Genomic DNA, 18,509 nt, shown 5'->3' with positions numbered 1-18,509 from the left:
GGTGAGGGAGGACGCTCTGCGCTGAGGGAGGGCGCGCCCCGGCTCGGCACGTCCCGGCCTCCGGCCTCCCGGCGTCCCGGCCTCCCGCGACGGTGACGTCGTCCACTGGTCCGCCCGACGGTGTAGTCGGTACACGGCTCGGCTGCATTCCGGCCGTTCGCCTACCGAAAGGAGCACGACGGTCCTCTGCCGACCGACCGACTTCACGGAAGCGAGTAGGCATGGAGCACGTGCACGACCCCGAGACCGCGACGAACGTCCACCCGGGAGACGAGGCCCGGCGAGGCCTGTCCGGCATCGGGCTGCGCACACGGCTGCTCGGCTCCATCCTCGTCGTCGCCCTGACCACCGTCGGCGTGGGCGCGTTCGGCATCCAGCGGATGTCCACCCTCAGCGACCAGGCCCAGGAGGTCTACGACCGCGGGGCCATCCCGCTCAGCGGGCTGCAGGGGCTCGAGGCCGACTGGTGGCAGCTGTCCACCAACGTGGCGCGGGCCGCCATCCCCACCCTCCCGCCGGAGACGATCGCCAAGGCGCAGCGCGGCACGGTGGAGGCCACCGAGGCCCTCGCCGCCGACACGGCCGCGGTCGCGGAGCTGCCGCTGGACGGGCCGACGCGCGCGGCGTTCGAGACCTTCGCCGGTGCGACCCAGGCGTACATGGCCGCGCTGACCGAGCTGCAGACGGTGGCCACCACCAACCCCGCCGCCATGCCGGGGATCCTCAAGACGATGAACGACAACGAGATCCTCATCGGGGAGTCGCTGGTCGAGGCCACCGACGCCGCCGCGGCGGCCGCCCGCGCGACCGCGGCCGACGCCAAGGACGCCTACGAGACCGCCCGCACCATGACGCTGCTGATCATCGGTGCGGGCCTGGCGATCTCCGTCGTCCTGGCCCTCGTGGTGGCCCGCGGCGTCACCGGACCGGTGCAGCGCATGCGCGAGGTCCTCGGCCAGGTGGCCGCCGGTGACCTCACCGTCCGTGCCGGCCGCACCGGCGCTGCCGAGCTCGGCGAGATGGCCGCGTCGCTGGACGAGACCCTCGACGCCATCGGCAACGTGCTCGTGCTGGTGAACGACTCCTCCACCCGCCTCGCGGCGGCGTCGACGCAGCTGAACGCGGCGGCCGAGGGCATGCGCGGCAACGCCGAGACCGCCGCCGGCCAGGCCGACGAGGTCGTCGCCTCCGCCGGTGCCGTGGCGTCCAGCGTGGACACGGTGGCGACCGGCTCCTCGCAGATGGAGTCGGCGATCCGGGAGATCGCGCACAACGCCACCGAGGCCGCCCGTGTCGCCGGTCAGGCGGTGTCGGTCGCCGAGAACACCACCAAGACCGTCGGCAAGCTGGGCGACTCCTCGCAGGAGATCGCCACGGTGATCAAGCTGATCAACGGGATCGCCGAGCAGACCAACCTGCTGGCCCTGAACGCCACCATCGAGGCGGCGCGGGCCGGTGAGGCGGGCAAGGGCTTCGCCGTCGTCGCGTCGGAGGTCAAGGAGCTGGCGCAGGAGACCGCGCGGGCGACCGAGGACATCTCCAAGCGGGTCGAGGCGATCCAGGCCGACACCGCCGGTGCGGTGGACGCGATCAGCCAGATCAGCTCGGTCATCGGCGAGATCAACGACTTCCAGGCGACCATCGCCGCGGCGGTCGAGGAGCAGACCGCGACCACCAACGAGATGAATCGCAACGTCGCCGAGGCGGCCAGCGGCACCCAGGGCATCGCCGCGGCGATCTCCGGGCTGGCCGCGGGCACGCAGGAGACCAACCAGCGCGTCGCCGACGCCCAGCGCGCCGCCGGTGAGCTGGCCCGGATGAGCGGCGAGCTGCAGGAGGCCGTCAGCCGCTTCACCGTCTGACCCGCCACAGCGCGACGGCGCCGCCCCCCGGCCGGGGTGCGGCGCCGTCGTGCTGTGCGGGTCAGGTCAGGACGTTGTAGGCGATCACCATGTTCACGACGGCGACGACGATCGCCACGGCGCCGGTGACGAGACCCGCGGTCGCCTGGCCGCTGCGGGTGCCGTTGCGACGCGCCACGGCACCCAGGGCGACGGCGACGACGCCCAGCGCGAGCCCGATGACCGCGAACAGCAGGGCGAAGACGATGCCCACGATGCCGGTGATCAGCGAGGCGACGGCCAGGCCGTTCTGCCCGCTCCGGGTGGCCGGTGCGCTCGACGTTCCAGAAGTCACGGTTCCTCCAGTGGTCAGCACCGGGCAGTTCCGGTGTGCACGTCCCTGATCACCGGAGTCACGGTCGGTGAACCCTCGACGGGAGACCGTTCACCGCATCGGATGATCGGCGGCTGCGTCCGGAGGCACTCCGTGGCGACAGCGGCGGCGAAGACGTGGAACCGTGGTGGTGGACGGGTCGGCACCAGCGTGCCCGCGGGACCGTCCCGCAGGCAGCGAGCCGGCCGGAAGAGGTGGTCCCGGTGACTGCTCTGCTCGCCGTCCTTGCCGTGGTGGCCGTACTGGCCGTGGTGCTCGTCGCAGCCGGTGTCCGGGCGGTGCAGCAGTACCAGCGCGGCGTCGTCCTGCGCTTCGGCCGGCTGCTCCCCGACGTCCGCGAACCGGGGTTGCGCTTCATCGTCCCGTTCATCGACCAGATGACCAAGGTGCCCGTGCAGACGCTCGTGCTCGACGTGCCGTCGCAGGGCACCATCACCCGGGACAACGTCACGATCGGCGTCGACGCGGTCGTCTACTTCCGCGTGGTCGACCCGGTCCGCGCGGTCATCAACGTCGAGAACTACATGATCGCCACGTCGCAGGTGTCGCAGACGTCGCTCCGCTCCGTCATCGGGCGCGCGGACCTCGACACCCTCCTGTCCGACCGCGAGGCGATCAACAGCGAGCTCCGGGCCGTCATCGACACCCCCACGGAGGACTGGGGCATCAAGATCGACCGGGTGGAGGTCAAGGACATCTCCCTGCCGGAGGGGATGCGGCGATCCATGTCCCGCCAGGCCGAGGCCGAGCGGGACCGCCGCGCCCGGGTGATCTCCGCCGACGGTGAGTTCCAGGCCTCGGCCAAGCTCGCGCAGGCCGCCGAGGCGATGAGCGCCACGCCCGGCGCGCTGCAGCTGCGGCTGCTCCAGACCGTGGCCGACGTGGCCTCGGAGAAGAACAGCACGCTGGTCATGCCGTTCCCGGTGGAGCTGCTGCGCTTCTTCGAGCAGGCGGCGGGCGGCCGGCCGGACACGGAGCAGGCCGCGCGGCCCGCGGTGCCCGGCGAGAACGGCGAGCGGACCTCCCCGGCCCCGGACGACGAGGTGCGTGCGCTCTCGTCGGGTGAGGGTGCCGGGAACGGTCAGGCCGTCGACGTGCCCGGCCTCACCACAGGCTCCTCGGTAGATCACGGGTGAGCTCCGCGAGGTCGCCGAGGGTGCGGGCGGCGTAGGCCGCCCGCACCCTGTCGTCGAACTCGTCGACGGTGAGCCGGCCCTGGGTCAGCCCGCGCTGGAGCTGACGCACCGTCTCCTCGCGGTCGTCGTCCGACGCCCGCACATGAGGATCGGGGGGAGCCACCGACGTCTCCTCCGGTCGTCTCAGAGGTACTGGCCCCCGCCGGGGCGGAAGTCGGGCTGCTGGGCCGGCGCCTGCCCGCCGGGTAGGGCCTTGCGGCGCATCTCCTCCAGCTGGGCGCGGGCAGCCATCTGCTGGGCGAACAGCGCCGTCTGGATGCCGTGGAAGACGCCCTCCAGCCAGCCGACCAGCTGCGCCTGGGCGATCCGCAGCTCGGCGTCCGACGGCGTCTCGCCCTCGCTGAAGGGCAGCGTGATGCGCTCCAGCTCCTCGCGCAGCTCGGGGGCCAGGCCCTGCTCCAGCTCGCGGATCGAGGAGGCGTGGATGTCGCGCAGCCGGTTGCGGCTGGCGTCGTCCAGAGGCGCGGCGCGGACCTCCTCCAGCAGCTGCTTGATCATCGTGCCGATGCGCATGACCTTCGCGGGCTGCTCGACCAGCTCACCGACACCGGGGGCGCCGTCGAGCTCCTCGTCGGTCCCCTGGGGCATCGGCACGGTGCCGACCGGGCGCCCGTCCGGCCCGACCACGACGACCTGCTGGGGGCGCTCGTTGCCGTTCTGCGGTGCAGTCATGCCCCCATCCTGCCCGGTGGTGCGGACGGTCCGCCGAGGCACCGGGACGGCGCATGAACGACCGGGCGCACGAACTAGGGTGCGGCCCATGTCATCGGGGGGCCGGCTGGACGTCGCGCGGGTCCGCGGCCTCTTCCCGGCGCTCTCCGACGGGTACGTGCACGCCGACGGCCCGGCCGGCTCGCTGGTGCCCGAGAACGTGGCGCACGCGGTGGGGTCCGCGATGCGCATGCCGGTCGCGAACCGGGGCGGGGTGTTCCCGGCGTCCGGGCGGGCCGAGGCGCTGGTCACCGGAGCCCGCGCGGCCGTGGCCGACCTCGTGGGCGGGCGGCCCGGGGGCGTGGTCCTCGGGCCGAGCACGACCGCGCTGACCTACGGCATGGCCCGCGCGCTGGTCCGCACGTGGCGCCCCGGTGACGAGATCGTGCTCAGCCGGCTGGACCACGACGCCAACGTCCGGCCGTGGCTGCAGCTGGCCGCCACCGCGGGCGTGCAGGTGCGGTGGGCGGAGGTCGACATCGAGACCGGCGAGCTGCCGGCCTGGCAGTACACCGAGCTGCTGAACCGGCGCACCCGGCTGGTGGCCGTCACCGCGGCCAGCAACGCCCTCGGCACGCGGCCCGACGTCGCCGGCATCGCCGCGCAGGCCCACGCCGTCGGCGCGCTGGTCTACGTCGACGCCGTCCACGCCGCACCGCACGTGTACCTGGACAAGGCCTCCCTGGGCGCCGACCTCCTGGCGGTGTCGGCCTACAAGTGGTGCGGCCCGCACGTCGCCGCGGTGGTCGCCGACCCCGACCTCCTGGTCCACCTGCAGCCGGAGAAGCTGCTGCCCTCGTCGGACCGGGTGCCCGACCGGTTCGAGACCGGGACGCCGCCGTTCGAGCTGTACGCCGGCGTGAGCGCCGCCGTCGACCACCTGGCGGGCCTCTGCGCGGACGCGTACGGCAGCCGTCGCGACCGGCTGCGGATCTCGATGGCTGCCGTCGCCCGGCACGAAGGCGACCTGTTCGACTGGCTGGACCAGGCGCTGCGCGCGATGCGGCACGTGCAGGTGCTCGGCGAGCCCGAGCGGTGCACCCCCACGCTGTCCTTCACCGTCGCCGGCATGCGCCCGCGCCAGGTGGCCGCGGAGCTGGCCCGCGCCGGCATCTGCGCCTGGGACGGCGACTTCTACGCCCGCGAGCTCTTCGACGCCCTCGGGGTGAACGAGGGCGGGGGAGCGGTGCGCCTGGGGCTTATGCACTACAACACCGCCGACGAGGTCGGCCGCATCATCGACGCCGTCGCCGGCCTCCGCCCCCGCTGACGGCCCTGTCCCGAGCGACGGCCCTCAGCCGCCGGCGACCAGCAGGACCTTGCCGACGTGCTCGCTGGCCTCGACGACCTGGTGCGCTTCGGCCGCCCGCGACATCGGCAGCCGGCGGTCGACGATCGGCCGGATCGTGCCGCGCTCGACGTCCGGCCACACGTCGTGCCGCACGGCCGCGACGATCCCGGCCTTGCCGCCGGGTCCCTCCACCGGCCGGGACCGCAGCGCGGTGGCGTGCACCGAGGCGCGCTTGGCCAGCAGCTTGCCGAGGTCCAGCTCCGCCTTCCGGCCGCCCTGCATGCCGATGACCACCAGCCGGCCGCCGACGGCGAGGGCCTCGACGTTGCGGGCCAGGTACGCAGCGCCCATGTTGTCCAGGACGACGTCGACCCCGCGGCCGTCGGTCGCCTCCTTCACCCGCTCGACGAAGTCCTCGTCGCGGTAGTTGATGCCCACGTCGGCGCCGAGCTCGCGGCAGACGTCGAGCTTGGCCGCCGTCCCCGCCGTGGTGAGCACCCGGGCCCCGGCGCGGGCGGCGAGCTGGATCGCCATCGTCCCGATGCCGCTGGAGCCGCCGTGCACCAGGAAGGTGTCGCCACGGCCCAGCCCGGCGAGCATGAACACGTTGGACCACACGGTGCAGGTGACCTCCGGCAGCGCCGCGGCGGTCGCCAGCTCCACGCCCGAGGGCCGGGGCAGCAGCTGGGGGGCCGGGACGGCGACCCGCTCGGCGTAGCCGCCGCCGGCCAGCAGCGCGCACACCTCGTCGCCGACGGTCCAGCCGGTGACACCCTCGCCGACCTCGCTGACGATCCCGCTGCACTCGAGGCCGGGGACCTGCGTCGCCCCGGGCGGGGGCGAGTAGTTGCCCTGCCGCTGGAGGAGGTCGGCCCGGTTCACCGCCGTGGCGACGACGTCCACGACGACCTCGCCGGGGCGGCAGACCGGGTCGGGCACCTCCGCCCAGGTCAGCACCTCGGGACCGCCGGGCTCAGTGATCGTCACCGCACGCATGCCCCGACCCTAAGAGGACCCCGTCCTCCTCACCCCTCGCAGGCTCGGGGCGAGCCTCTGGGCGGGCCCCCCGGCCGCTCGCACGCTCGGGGAGAGCTACCGGGCGGGGTCGGCTGCCCCTGCCGCTCGCAGGTCCGCGGCGGGATCCGGCCGCTGACCGCCCGAGACCGCGACGGTGGCGCCCGGGTCCGCCGATCCGGTCGCGAGCTCGGCCAGCACCGCGCCCACCGCCCGCCGGGACACCTTCATGCCCTGCACCTCGCCGGCCGTCGAGCAGGCGGCCGGCTCCTCGCCGTCGGTCAGGTAGACCGGCTGCACGACCGTCCAGTCCAGCCCGCTGCCGCGCACGACGCGTTCCTGCCGCTCGGTGTCCTGGATCTGCTGCCGGATCATCAGCGCGAAGACCACCCGGCTGGACAGCGGGAGCAGATCCCGGGTCGGTCCGACGCCGTAGGAGCTCTGCACGACCAGCCGGCGCACGCCCTGCTCGCGCATCGCGGCCACGACCAGCGCCGTCCCGCGCGACCGGACGTCCATCGGGGTGCCCGAGCTGCCGAGCAGCCGCACCTTCAGCGTGTTCTCGCTGATGCCCAGGGTCACGACGACGGCGTCCTGATCCCGCACCGCCCGCTCGACGTCGGCCGCCACCGTCGCGTCGCCGTCGACCGGCCGGAGGCCGGCCCGCCCCGCGAGCGGTGTCGACGCCCGCCCCCCGAACGCCGTCGACGCCCGCCGTGCGAACGCCGTCACCCCGTGCCCTCCGTCGACGAGGGCGTCCACCGCCGCCCGTCCCGATCCGCCCGTCGCCCCGACGACCAGTACCCGCATGACCTGCTCCCTCCGGTGGTCCGGCCCCGTCGGCCGGCGTGCACCCACCGTGGCCCGGACGGGCGGTCGCGAGGAATGGCCGGGGATCCGGGTTCCACGACCGTTCGTCCAGCGGCCCTGGACGGTCGGTCACCGGCGGGCCAGGCTGCTCGCGTGGCCGAGCCGCTCGCCGAGCCGTGGTCCCCCGTGGACCCGCTCGGTGGCGTGCTCGGGGACCTGCGCATCCGCGGCACCTTCTACTGCCGGGCCGAGGGGCGCGCCCCGTGGGGTGTGGAGATGCCGGCGTTGCCCGGCTGCATGAGCTTCCACGTCGTCGTCGACGGCGGTTGCCGGCTCGAGGTGGCCGGTGCGGTGCACGAGCTGCGGGCGGGCGACCTGGCGCTGGTGCCGCACGGGCGGGGGCACCTGCTGCGCAGCGGACCGGGGGTGCCGATCTCCGGACGGGCCGACCTGCTGCCGCAGGAGTACGTCGGCGAGCACTACTCGGTGCTGCGCGTGGGCACCGTCGGCGAGGGGCCGCCGTCCCGGCTGGTCTGCGGGGTGGTCGAGCCGGAGCGGCCCGGGGCCGCGCACCTGCTCGAGCTGCTGCCCCCGGTCCTGCTCGTGGAGGCCGGCGACACCGCGTCCGGCTGGCTGGCCGTGCTCCTCGGCATGATCGCCGACGAGCTGCGCCGTGACCTGCCCGGCGCGGAGGCGGTGGTGACCCGGCTGGCCGACGTCGTCGTCATCCAGGCGGTCCGGCGCTGGCTCGAGACCGGCGGCACCGGGCCGGGCTGGCTGCGGGCGCTGCGGGATCCGCAGGTCGGCCAGGCCGTCGCGCGGGTGCACGCCGATCCCGGCGCCGACTGGACGCTGGAGGGGTTGGCGAGGGAGGCGCGGATGTCGCGCTCGGCGTTCGCCGCCCGCTTCACCGAGCTCGCCGGGGAGCCGGCGCTGCGGTACGTGACCCGCTGGCGGATGCACCTGGCCACGGTCGGGCTGGCGCGCGGGGCACGGGTCACCGAGCTGGCCCGGCGGCTGGGCTACGACTCGGAGGCCGCCTTCTCCCGGGCCTACAAGCGGGTCACCGGGATACCGCCGGGAAGCGTCCGGGGCCGGGCGGACGAGCCGGCCGGCCCCGGGCGCGAGCCCGCGGCGGCTCCCGGGGAGGGGGCCGCCGCGAGCTCCTGAGCGGTGGGGCTACGCGCGGGCCTTGAGGTCCTTGCGCAGGATCTTGCCCGCCGCCGACTTCGGCACCTGCTCGATGAACTCGACGAAGCGGATCTTCTTGTGCGGGGCCACCTTCTCGGCCATGTAGGCCATGACGGCGTCCTCGGTGATCTCCGAGCCCGGGGCCCGCACGACGAAGGCCTTGGGCAGCTCCTCGCCGCTCTCCTTGTCCGGCACGCCGATGACGGCGGCGTCGGCGATCTCCGGGTGGTTGATCAGCACGGCCTCGAGCTCGGCCGGGGCCACCTGGTAGCCCTTGTACTTGATCAGCTCCTTGACCCGGTCGACGACCGTATAGCAGCCGTTCTCGTCGACGATCGCGACGTCGCCGGTGTGCAGCCAGCCCTCGCTGTCCAGGGTGCCGGCGGTGGCGTCGGGGTTGTTGAGGTAGCCCTTCATCACCTGCGGCCCGCGGACCCACAGCTCACCCCGCTCGCCGGGCGCGGCGTCCTGGCCGGTGCCCGGGTCGACCAGCCGGCACTCGGTGTTGGGGATGGCGAAGCCGACCGAGCCCTTGGGGACGTCGATGGAGACGCCCGGCGGCTGGGCGTCCGAGTCGGGGGTGGTGTGCGACACCGGGGAGAGCTCGGTCATGCCGTAGCCCTGGCCCACCGTGACGCCGGTGTCGGCCCCCTTGCGCAGCCGGTCCTGGGCGGCCAGCGCGAGCTGCTCGTCCAGGGGGGCGGCGCCCGACAGGATCGAGTTCAGCGAGCTGAGGTCGTACTGGTCGACCAGCGGGTGCTTGGCCAGCGCCAGCAGGATGGGCGGCGCCACGAACGCGCGGGTGATCTTGTGGTCCTGGATGGTGCGCAGGAAGTCCTCGAGGTCGAACCGGGGGAGGGTCACCACCGCACCGCCCAGCGCCAGCCCCTGGTTCATCAGCACGGTGAGGCCGTAGATGTGGAAGAACGGCAGGACGGCGATGATCCGCTCGTCCGCGCCCGTCTTGAGCAGCGGCAGGCACTGGGCCACGTTCGCGACCAGGTTGCGGTGGGTGAGCATGACGCCCTTGGGCAGCCCGGTGGTGCCGCTGGAGTAGGGGAGCGTGACCAGGTCGTCGGCCGGGTCGATATCCACCTGGACCGACGGCGCGTCGGCGCCGAGCAGGTCGAACAGGTTGGCGTGGCCCTCGGCGCCGTCCAGCACGATGATCTCGTCCAGCGGCGTCTTCTCCACGGCCGCGGTGGCGCGGTCCATGAACAGCCCGATGGTGATCAGGATCTTCGCGCCGGAGTCCTTCAGCTGGAAGGCGATCTCGTCGGGCGTGTAGAGCGAGTTGATCGGGCTCATCACGCAGCCGGCGGCCGCGATGCCGTGGAAGACGACCGGGAACCACGGGGTGTTGGGGCAGAAGACGGCGACGACGTCGCCCTTGCGCAGGCCGCGGGCGTGCAGGTTGGCCGCGACCCGGTCGACGTACTGGGCCAGCTGGCCGTGCGTGATGACGTCGCCCTTGAGGCCGTCGATCAGCGCCGGTGAATCGGGCTTCTCCCGGCCGGCCGCCAGGACGAACTCGGGGACGGAGAGGTTCGGGATCTCGACGTCGGGATACTGGCTCGGCAGCGCCACGGGTGTTCCTCCTCGCATGGTGTGTGGCGCCAGTCTCACACCTGCGGTGTCCCCGCTCACAAGGGGGTTACCGGCGGGTTCGCCCGCTCACCGGGGCCAGAGCACCGACTGGGTGCACCGGAACAGCGCGATGGTCTTCCCGGTGGCGGCGTTGCGGACGACGGCGTCCCACACCTGGGTGGTCCGCCCGGCGTGGACGTTGGTCGCCTCGCAGCTGATCCGCCCCTCCCGCGCGGTGCTCAGGTGATTGCTCTTGAGCTCGATGGTGGTGAACCCGCTGGAGCCCTCGGGCAGCAGCGCGCGCGTCGGCAGCCCGCAGCTGGTGTCGGCCAGGGTGACGACGGTGCCGGCGTGCAGGTAGCCGTTGGGTGCCAGCAGCTCCGGCCGGATGTCGAGGTGGCTGGTGAGCCGGCCGCGCTCGTGGGTGTCGATCACGATGCCGAGCAGCCCCGGCAGGGTGCCCGGCAGGAGGGCGTTGAGCTCGTCGGCGGTCAGGAACCCGGTGGCGGCCATGGGAAGGGAACTTAGCGACGGCCGGCGCCGGTCGCGCTGCGGCCCCGACGCCGTCCTGGCTCACCGCGCAGGGTCCTGGCTCACCGTCGACCGTGAGCCAGGACCCGGAACGATCAGGTCACCTGATCATCAGCGGGCTCAGGCGAGGCCGCGGACGGTCCGGACCGGCGGGCGGGTGCCCCGGATCGAGGCCACCATGTCCAGCGTCTGCCGGGTCGGGGCGACGTCGTGGGCGCGGAACACCCGGGCGCCCAGCCACGCGCTCACCGCCGTCGCCGCCAGCGTGCCGGTGAGCCGCTCGCCGAGGGGGACGTCGAGGGTCTCGCCGACGAAGTCCTTGTTCGACAGGGCCACCAGCACCGGCCAGCCGGTGCCCACCAGCTCGCCCAGCCGGCGGGTCGCCTCCAGCGAGTGCCGCGTGTTCTTGCCGAAGTCGTGCCCCGGGTCGACCAGCACCCGCTCGGGGTCCACGCCGGCCGCCACCGCGGCCTCGGCCAGCGCCGTCGTCCGGGCCACGATGTCGGCGACGACGTCGTCGTAGGCGATCCGGTGCGGGCGGGTGCGCGGCGGCAGCCCGCCGGCGTGCGTGCAGACGATCCCCGCGCCCGCGTCGGCCGCCACCGCCGCCAGCTCCGGGTCCACCCCGCCCCAGGCGTCGTTCACGACGTCGGCACCGGCCGCCAGCGCCTCGCGGGCGACCTCGGCCCGCCAGGTGTCGATGGAGATGGGCAGCGCCGGGTGCGCCGCCCGGATCGCGGCCACCAGGTCGACGGTCCGGCGCACCTCCTCCGCCGGGGAGACCTCCTCGCCGGGCGCGGCCTTGACCCCGCCGACGTCCACCATGTCCGCGCCCTCGGCGACCACCCGGTCGACCCGCTCCACCGCCGCGGCCAGCTCGTAGGTGGCGCCGCGGTCGTAGAACGAGTCAGGGGTGCGGTTGACGATCGCCATGACCACGAACGCACCGTCGGGCACGTCGAGGGCCCCCAGTCGCAGCAACCCGCTCCCCGTCCCATCGTGGTGTGTGGTGGAGTCAGCCAACCAGACCGTCCACGAGGAGGCAGACAGATGGCGCAGACGACGGCCGACGGCGTCGAGGGGGTCCAGGGCCTGGTCGGGCAGCACCTGGGCCACAGCGACTGGGTGACGATCACGCAGGAGCAGGTGAACCAGTTCGCCGAGGCGACCGGTGACCACCAGTGGATCCACGTCGACCCCGAGCGGGCGAAGAAGGAGAGCCCGTTCGGCGGGCCCATCGCGCACGGCTACCTGACGCTGTCGCTGCTGCCTGCCCTGATCCCGCAGATCGTGGACATCACCGGGTTCCGCATGGGCGTCAACTACGGCACGGAGAAGGTGCGCTTCCCCTCGCCGGTGCCCGTGGGTGCGCGGGTGCGGGCCGGGGCCACGCTCGAGGCGGCGACGCCGTTCGAGGGCGGCATCCAGATGAACCTGGCCGTGACCGTGGAGGTCGAGGGCGGCAGCAAGCCGGCGATGGTCGCCACCGTCGTCTACCGCCGCTACCTGTGACCTGTGACCTGTGACCTGTGGGCGGGCTCCTCGACGGGGCCCGCCCCTGGGGTGGGCGCGCTGCCCCCGGCCGCGGTCGGGCGTCCGCGGCGGGGCCGGTCGGACCGGACGACTCGCACCCGCCGTCCTCCCGCGCCGTGCGGCGTCCCCCCTCACCGCCCACCGTGAGGGAGGACGCTCGACGATCAGGTCACCTGATCCCGGAGCGGGCCGCCCATCTGATCCCGGAGCGGGCCGGCCAGGGGATCAGGTGACGATCGCCTGGTTGACCAGCTGGCGCAGGTAGTTGCGGATCGGCAGCGTGCTCGAGGGCAGCAGCTGCGTGTAGAAGCTGACGGTGAGGTCCTCGACCGGGTCCACGTAGAACGCCGTCGACGCCGCCCCACCCCAGCTGTAGTCGCCGACGGACGAGACGACGCCGTAGCGCACCGGGTCGATCACCATCGAGAACCCGAGCCCGAAGCCGACGCCGCGCAGCGGGGTCTCGGCGAACAGCGGCCGGCCGAAGGTCTCCAGGTCCTGGTTGCCCGGCAGGTGGTTGGTCACCATGTGCGCGAGCGTCCGCGGGCCCAGCAGCCGCCCGCCGTCGTACGAGCCGCCGCGGCGCAGCATCTCCACGAACCGCAGGTAGTCACCGGCCGTGGAGACCAGCCCGCCACCGCCGGAGAGGAACGCGGGCTTGTGGTGGGCTGCCTCCCCCATGGCGTCCAGCGGCGCGTAGCCGGTCGCCGCACCCCCCGGCTGCCCCGGTACGGCGCCGTAGAGCCGGGCGAGGGACGGCACGTCGTCGCCGTTACGCAGCCCGAAGGAGGTGTCGCGCATGCCCAGCGGCGCGAAGATGCGCTGCTCGAAGAACTCGTCGAGGGGCTGGCCGGAGACGACCTCGACCAGCCGGCCGAGCACGTCGGTGGAGACGCCGTAGTTCCACTCGCTGCCGGGCTGGAAGACCAGCGGCACCGAGGCCCACTGCCGGCAGACCTCGGCCGAGTCCGCGCCGGGCGGGGTGCCCCACTCGTGCCCCATCGCGCGGTACATCGCGTCGACCGGGTGGGCGTGGTGGAAGCCGTAGGTGAGCCCCGCCGTGTGGGTGAGCAGGTGCCGGACCCGGATGGGCTCCACCTGCGGGCTGGTCACCGGCTTCATCGCCGACCCGGCCACGTAGACCCGGGTCTCGGCGAACTCGGGCAGCCACCGGGCGATCGGGTCGGTGAGCTGGAAGGCCCCCTCCTCGTACAGCATCATCGCCGCGACGGAGGTGACCGGCTTCGTCATCGAGAAGATGCGCCAGCGGGTGCCGGTCTCGACCGGCAGACCCGCCTCGACGTCGCGGAAGCCTCCGCGGCCGACGTGCACGAGGCGCCCGTGGCGGGCCACGGTGACCAGGAACCCCGGCAGCTGGCCGTCGTCGACGTACCGGGAGAGCCGGTCGTCGACGCGGGCCAGCCGGGCGGGATCCATCCCCACCTCGGCCGGGTCGGTGCCCACCTGCAGGTCGTCGTTCACGCCCACCTCCGGTCCCTGGGATCGCCCGCCGCCGGGCGACGCCTCGACCGGCATCCTGACTCACGCCCTTGTGAGCCCGGACACACGGGGTCGCGGCGCCCGCCCGGCTGCGGGCGCGGCCGGATCAGACCGGGACGGAGCTGGCGGCCTTCTTCAGGTTCGAACCGGCGGTCACCTTGACGGTGTTGGCGGCGGGGATGTCGATCGACTCACCGGTCTGCGGGTTGCGGCCGGTGCGGGCGGAGCGCTGGGTGCGCTCGACCGTGATCAGCCCGGAGACGGCGACCTTCTCGCCACGGGTGATGGCGTCGACCAGCTCGTCCTGCAGGCCGGCGAGGACCGAGTCGACGGTCGAGGCCGGGACGTCGGCGCGCTTGGCGATGGCGGAGACCAGTTCGGCCTTGTTCATGGAGCAACCTTTCCGTAGGGGGTGGCGGTGCCGTGTCCTCGGCACGCAGCCGGCTCTTCCACCCGGACGCGCGGGGCGCCACCGGGGTTCCCGCACCCACGCCTGGCGGGGGTGCGGAACCCGGTATCGCGGGATTCCGGGCCGGGGGCACGGTGTCATGCCGCCTGCAGGTCTGGCCAGTGGGGGGTTCCGGGAAACCCGCAGCAGACCCGCTGATCACAGCAGTCACGCCCCCGGGGAACGCGCGGAGCGGGCCCGGGCGCGGGCCTCTCAGGACTCGTGGATGTGCGCGCGCACCGTCGCGGCCAGCTCCGGGGTCACCTCGTCGATGCCGTGCGCGGCGGCGCCGTGCGGCACCGCCTGCGCGAAGATGCCCTCCTCGTCGGGGGCCGTGAAGGCCGCGTCGCAGCCGGGGATGACGTCGCCCCAGGCGAAGGGCTTCATGGGGTCTCTCCTCTGGGTGGGGGTCAGCGGTCGGCACTGGCGGCGGACGCCAGGTCCTCGATCCGCACCAGCCCGAGCACGTGGCCGGTCGGGTCGGTGCAGACGGCGGGGTCGAAGCGGTGCACCGGCGGGCGGGTGAGCGCCCGGCGCAGGGCGTCCCCGATGTCGGTCGAGGGGTGCACGCGCAGCGAGACCGGCGCGGTGTGCACCTCACCGGTGCGCGGGTCGCAGAGCAGCAGGGCCGCGGGCCCGCCCTGCGGTCCCACCAGGACGGCGGGCGGCGTGGCGGGCTCCTCGCCCAGCACGCACTGGCGCACCGGGCGCACCAGGCCGGCGACGCTCTCGGTCAGCCGCGCACGGGCGGAGTGGGCGCGCACCAGCCGGACGACGTCGGGGTCCAGCGGGCGGAACTCCGGCGCCGGGCGGCCGAGCAGCCAGCCCTGGGCCAGGGGTACCCCCAGGCGGGTGAACGCGGCCAGCTCCGCGGGCGTCTCCACGCCCTCGGCCAGCAGCCAGGCGTCGATGCGGCCGGCGAACTCGCCGATCATCTCCACGAGCGCCATGCGGACCGGATCGCCGTCGACGTCGGAGACGAGGGCCCGGTCGAGCTTCACCAGCTGCGGGCGCACGGCGGCGAGCTGCTGCAGGCCGGAGTAGCCGCTGCCGGCGTCGTCGACGGCGATCAGCGCACCGCGCTGCCGCAGGGCGTCGGTCTGCCGGCGCAGCGCACCCAGGTCGTCGACCGGGGTGTGCTCGGTCAGCTCGACCACCACGCGGCGCAGGTCGGGCCGGGTGGCGAAGGCGCTCTCGATGACCTCGGCGCCCAGCAGGTGGGGGCTGACGTTCACGGTCAGATAGGTGTTGGCCGGCAGGTGGTCGACGGCGGCGAGCGCCTTGTGGATGGCCAGCGCCTCGAGCTCGGCGGCGATGCCCGCCTCCGCGGCGGCGGCGAACCAGACGTCGGGACCGGTGGAGCCGGGGAAGCGGGCCAGCGCCTCGTACCCGGCGATGCCGGCGGTGGCGAGGTCGACGATCGGCTGGAAGACCAGGGTCAGGTCGTCGGCGTCGGCGAGCAGCGGCCGGCAGTCCGGCGGAGTGCTCGTGCGCATGCCCAGCATGGTCAGGTGATCGACCGGTGCCGGCCGGACCTTGACCCGGCCCCCACCGCCTCACCCGCGAGAGGGTCCTCCCGCCGGGCGCGGCGGGATGCCGGTCCCGTGCCCCGCCGGCGAGGCGTGCCAGCATGTGCGGAGGATGCTCCCGGTCAGGGGGCGGCGATGCCGGGCGGAGGGTGCGTGGCCACGACAGGCTCCGCCGTTCACGATGAGCAGTCCGGGGGGGGCCCGCTCACCGATCCGCTGCGGATCGCCGCGGCACGTCGGCTGCTGCTGGAGGTCCCGGGGCCGGCCGCCTTCGACCGGTTGTCGGCCCTGGCCGCCCGGCTCCTGGACGTCGGCCACGCCAAGGTCACGCTCTTCACCGACCACGACGTCGTCGTCGGCGGGTACGGGCTGCCCGCCGGCGTGGTGGGCGGTCCGGCGCTGGCCACGGGCGCGCTCTCGGCCATCACGGTCCGCCAGGGCCGGCCGCTGAAGATCGCGGCGGCCGCCGAGGACGAACGGGTCGCGCAGCTGCCCGCCGTCGTCTCCGGCGCGGTCGGTGCCTACCTGGGCGCCCCTCTCCTGGCCGCCTCGGGCCAGGTGGTGGGGGCCCTGGCCGCCTACGACGCCGCGCCGCGCACCTGGTCCGAGGACGCCGCCGAGCTGCTGGAGCAGCTGGCCGCCTCCGTCGTCGCCGAGCTGGAGCTCTCCGCGGCCCAGTCGGCGGTCGGCACCTCGCGGGCCTGGCTGGACGTGGCCCTGGAGGCGAGCTCCGTCGGCATCTGGGAGCGGGACCTGCGCACCGGGACCATCCACTGGGACGACCGGTGCGCCGCGCTGTTCGGCCTGGACTCGGCGGTGGACCTCGACTCGCTGGACGACGTCCTGGTCACGCACGTGCACCCCGACGACCACGCCGCCATCGCCGAGGCCATGCGGGTCGCGATCGAGCAGCGCGGCGACTACACCGTGGAGTTCCGGGCGCTGCGCGAGGACGGCGGCACGCGCTGGGTGCTGGGCCGCGGCCGGGTGGTGGCGGACGCGACCGGCGCGCCGGCCCGGGTGCTCGGCACCGCCGTGGACATCACCGAGGCGCGCGGGCAGGCGCAGCGGCGGCTCACCGCCGTACAGCGGGCCGCCGCGATCGCCGAGGTGGCGGCCGAGCTGGCCAACGCCGCGCGGCTCGACCAGCTCGCCGACATCGCGCTGCGCGGGGCCCACGTGCTGGGCGCGGAGTCCAGCGCGCTGGCCGTCTTCGACTCCGCCGGCGGCCCGCTGCGGCTGCGCATGACCGGCAACCTGGTGGCCACCGTCCAGGAGAGTGCGCCGGACGCCGGGCCGCTCGACGCCGTCGTCCTGCCGATGGACGACGCGCTGCCGGCCCAGCACGCGGCCCGGCACGGGCGCCGCATCCTGCTGAGCGACCGCACCGACGCGGTGGCCCGGTTCCCCGCGCTGGAGCCCGTCATCGAGCTGCTCGGGCTGCGGGCGCTGGCCACCGTCCCGCTGCGGGTCGAGGGGCGGCTGCTCGGCTCCTTCCTCGTGGTCTGGACCACCGAGCACGAATTCACCGGTGACGACGTCGAGGTGCTCGAGGCGCTCGCCGCCCAGATCGCGCTGAGCGTCTCGCGCCTGCAGTCCGAGGCCGAGCGCGGTGCGGCGGTCGCGGCGATGGCGCAGGCCAACCAGCGGCTGCGGCTGCTCGCGGACGCCGGCCGGGTGCTCTCCGGCACGCTCGACATCGACCAGCAGATCGGCCGGCTGGCCTCGCTGGTCGTGCCCGAGCTGGCCGACTGGTGCTGGATCGTGGTCACCGACGAGCAGGGCCGGTTGCACGACGTGGCCAGCAGCCACCGCGACCCCACCCGCGGGGGCGAGGTCGAGGCCTACGTCAGCGCGATGGTGGCCTCGATGAGCGAGGAATCGGCTGCACGGCGGGTCATCACCACCGGTCGTCCGGTGCTCCTGCCGGTCATCGAGTGGGACCAGGTGACCCGGGCGCTGCCCGATGCCGCCGCCCGCGAGCGCTTCGCCCGGCTGGGGGCGGGAGCCGGGGTGGCGGTGCCGCTGGTGGCGCGCGGCCAGGTGCTCGGCGCCCTGGGGCTGTTCACCCGGGAGGAGCGCGGTCCGCTCGGCGAGGCCGAGGTGGACACCGCGGTGGAGATCGGCCGGCGCGCGGGGCTGGCCCTGCACCAGGCCCGGCTGTACGGCCAGCAGCGCGACCTGGCCGACGCACTGCAGCGCAGCATGCTCACCGAGCCGCCGCAGCCGGAGCACTGCGAGATCGTCGTCCGGTACGTGCCGGCCGCCGAGGGTGCCGAGATCGGGGGCGACTGGTACGACGCGTTCCTGCAGCGCGGTGGGACGACGGTGCTCGCGATCGGCGACGTCGTCGGCCACGACACCCGGGCGGCCGCGGCGATGGGCCAGGTACGGGGCCTGCTGCGGGGGATCAGCTACTCCAGCGGCGGCTCCCCGGCGGAGGTGCTCACCGAGCTCGACCGCGCCGTCCAGGGGCTGGCGCTGAACACGATGGCCACCGCGCTGGTCGCCCAGCTGGAGCCCGAACCCGACGACGAGGCCGGGCGGATGCGGCTGCGCTGGGCCAACGCGGGGCACCCGCCGCCGGCGCTGCTGGCCTCCGACGGCAGCGTCGTCCTCCTCGACGGCAAGCAGGCCGACCTGCTGCTGGGCGTGGCGCCGGAGACGGTGCGGGAGGACCACGTCGCCGTCCTGGCCCCGGGCTCCACGGTGCTCCTCTACACCGACGGGCTGGTCGAGCGCCGCGACCGCGACATCGACGCGGGTACCGAGCAGCTGCTGGAGGTGCTCGGCGAGTGCGGCGGGTTCCCGCTCGACGAGCTGTGCGACCGGGTGCTGGCGCGGATGATCCTGCCCGACGCCGAGGACGACGTCGCCGTCCTGGCCGTCCGGCTGGTGCCCGAGGACTGACGCCCCCGCGGGGCGGACGCGCC

At 74.4% G+C, this 18,509-nt stretch carries 18 protein-coding genes; 6 read left to right on the top strand and 12 right to left on the bottom strand.

The annotated features are described in order from the left end of the window. The first annotated feature begins 221 nt into the window (after window positions 1-221). Window positions 222-1,862, top strand: a complete 1,641-nt coding sequence (locus tag QOZ88_RS18855) for a methyl-accepting chemotaxis protein (protein ID WP_306001250.1) — start codon at window positions 222-224, stop codon at window positions 1,860-1,862. A gap of 61 nt (window positions 1,863-1,923) precedes the next feature. Here QOZ88_RS18855 and QOZ88_RS18850 read toward each other — a convergent pair whose 3' ends face one another. Then, window positions 1,924-2,196, bottom strand: coding sequence for a DUF4190 domain-containing protein (locus QOZ88_RS18850; RefSeq protein WP_306001249.1), 273 nt, complete (start codon window positions 2,194-2,196; stop codon window positions 1,924-1,926). A 242-nt stretch (window positions 2,197-2,438) separates the two neighbouring features. On the opposite strand from QOZ88_RS18850, the gene QOZ88_RS18845 reads away from it, so the two are divergent. After that, window positions 2,439-3,371, top strand: coding sequence for a slipin family protein (locus QOZ88_RS18845; RefSeq protein ID WP_306001248.1), 933 nt, complete (start codon window positions 2,439-2,441; stop codon window positions 3,369-3,371). Here the strand turns inward: QOZ88_RS18845 and QOZ88_RS18840 are convergent. Next, window positions 3,340-3,534 (bottom strand): DUF1707 SHOCT-like domain-containing protein, encoded by a 195-nt coding sequence (locus tag QOZ88_RS18840; RefSeq protein ID WP_306001247.1) that lies wholly within the window; start codon window positions 3,532-3,534, stop codon window positions 3,340-3,342. The genes QOZ88_RS18845 and QOZ88_RS18840 overlap by 32 nt on opposite strands. 20 nt (window positions 3,535-3,554) lie before the next feature. After that, window positions 3,555-4,103, bottom strand: a complete 549-nt coding sequence (locus QOZ88_RS18835; protein ID WP_306001246.1) for a bacterial proteasome activator family protein — start codon at window positions 4,101-4,103, stop codon at window positions 3,555-3,557. Window positions 4,104-4,191: 88 nt separating this feature from the next. On the opposite strand from QOZ88_RS18835, the gene QOZ88_RS18830 reads away from it, so the two are divergent. Beyond that, the gene (locus QOZ88_RS18830) at window positions 4,192-5,412 is read left to right on the top strand and encodes a cysteine desulfurase-like protein (protein ID WP_306001245.1); all 1,221 of its coding nucleotides are present in this window, start codon (window positions 4,192-4,194) and stop codon (window positions 5,410-5,412) included. Between the two features lie 24 nt (window positions 5,413-5,436). Here QOZ88_RS18830 and QOZ88_RS18825 read toward each other — a convergent pair whose 3' ends face one another. Together QOZ88_RS18825 and QOZ88_RS18820 are read right to left on the bottom strand one after the other, a co-directional pair. Then, a complete protein-coding gene (locus tag QOZ88_RS18825) occupies window positions 5,437-6,429 on the bottom strand; it encodes an NAD(P)H-quinone oxidoreductase (RefSeq protein WP_306001244.1) in 993 nt (330 codons plus the stop codon). A 96-nt stretch (window positions 6,430-6,525) separates the two neighbouring features. After that, the gene (locus QOZ88_RS18820) at window positions 6,526-7,257 is read right to left on the bottom strand and encodes an NAD(P)-dependent oxidoreductase (protein ID WP_306001243.1); all 732 of its coding nucleotides are present in this window, start codon (window positions 7,255-7,257) and stop codon (window positions 6,526-6,528) included. Between the two features lie 153 nt (window positions 7,258-7,410). Here QOZ88_RS18820 and QOZ88_RS18815 point away from each other — a divergent pair, with 153 nt between their 5' ends. Further along, entirely contained in the window at window positions 7,411-8,427 is a 1,017-nt protein-coding gene (locus tag QOZ88_RS18815; RefSeq protein ID WP_306001242.1) for an AraC family transcriptional regulator, read from the top strand. Between the two features lie 9 nt (window positions 8,428-8,436). On the opposite strand, the gene QOZ88_RS18810 is transcribed toward QOZ88_RS18815, so the two are convergent. The 3 genes from QOZ88_RS18810 to folP all read right to left on the bottom strand — a co-directional run bounded on the left by QOZ88_RS18810 (window position 8,437) and on the right by folP (window position 11,547). Further along, entirely contained in the window at window positions 8,437-10,035 is a 1,599-nt protein-coding gene (locus QOZ88_RS18810; protein WP_306001241.1) for a 4-coumarate--CoA ligase family protein, read from the bottom strand. An 87-nt stretch (window positions 10,036-10,122) separates the two neighbouring features. Next, window positions 10,123-10,548, bottom strand: coding sequence for a PaaI family thioesterase (locus QOZ88_RS18805; protein ID WP_306001240.1), 426 nt, complete (start codon window positions 10,546-10,548; stop codon window positions 10,123-10,125). Between the two features lie 138 nt (window positions 10,549-10,686). After that, entirely contained in the window at window positions 10,687-11,547 is an 861-nt protein-coding gene (folP, locus tag QOZ88_RS18800; RefSeq protein ID WP_306001239.1) for a dihydropteroate synthase, read from the bottom strand. Window positions 11,548-11,616: 69 nt separating this feature from the next. On the opposite strand from folP, the gene QOZ88_RS18795 reads away from it, so the two are divergent. Then, window positions 11,617-12,078, top strand: a complete 462-nt coding sequence (locus QOZ88_RS18795) for a MaoC family dehydratase (RefSeq protein ID WP_306001238.1) — start codon at window positions 11,617-11,619, stop codon at window positions 12,076-12,078. Between the two features lie 246 nt (window positions 12,079-12,324). Here the strand turns inward: QOZ88_RS18795 and QOZ88_RS18790 are convergent, their stop codons facing one another. From QOZ88_RS18790 to QOZ88_RS18775, 4 genes are all read right to left on the bottom strand, one after another. Further along, window positions 12,325-13,581: a serine hydrolase domain-containing protein gene (locus tag QOZ88_RS18790; protein ID WP_306001237.1), complete on the bottom strand. Its 1,257-nt coding sequence runs from the start codon at window positions 13,579-13,581 to the stop codon at window positions 12,325-12,327. A 124-nt stretch (window positions 13,582-13,705) separates the two neighbouring features. Then, window positions 13,706-13,990, bottom strand: a complete 285-nt coding sequence (locus tag QOZ88_RS18785) for an HU family DNA-binding protein (RefSeq protein WP_091932307.1) — start codon at window positions 13,988-13,990, stop codon at window positions 13,706-13,708. A gap of 270 nt (window positions 13,991-14,260) precedes the next feature. Then, window positions 14,261-14,434 carry a DUF1059 domain-containing protein gene (locus QOZ88_RS18780; RefSeq protein WP_306001236.1) on the bottom strand — a complete coding sequence of 58 codons (174 nt, stop codon included), beginning with the start codon at window positions 14,432-14,434 and terminating at the stop codon, window positions 14,261-14,263. A gap of 23 nt (window positions 14,435-14,457) precedes the next feature. Beyond that, window positions 14,458-15,543, bottom strand: a complete 1,086-nt coding sequence (locus QOZ88_RS18775) for an EAL domain-containing protein (protein ID WP_306001235.1) — start codon at window positions 15,541-15,543, stop codon at window positions 14,458-14,460. A gap of 186 nt (window positions 15,544-15,729) precedes the next feature. On the opposite strand from QOZ88_RS18775, the gene QOZ88_RS18770 reads away from it, so the two are divergent. Then, window positions 15,730-18,486, top strand: a complete 2,757-nt coding sequence (locus QOZ88_RS18770) for a SpoIIE family protein phosphatase (protein WP_306001234.1) — start codon at window positions 15,730-15,732, stop codon at window positions 18,484-18,486. Window positions 18,487-18,509: the final 23 nt, after the last annotated feature.

Source organism: Blastococcus carthaginiensis, from assembly GCF_030731085.1.
Classification (GTDB): domain Bacteria; phylum Actinomycetota; class Actinomycetes; order Mycobacteriales; family Geodermatophilaceae; genus Blastococcus; species Blastococcus carthaginiensis.
This window is presented reverse-complemented; position numbering and strand designations above follow the sequence as displayed.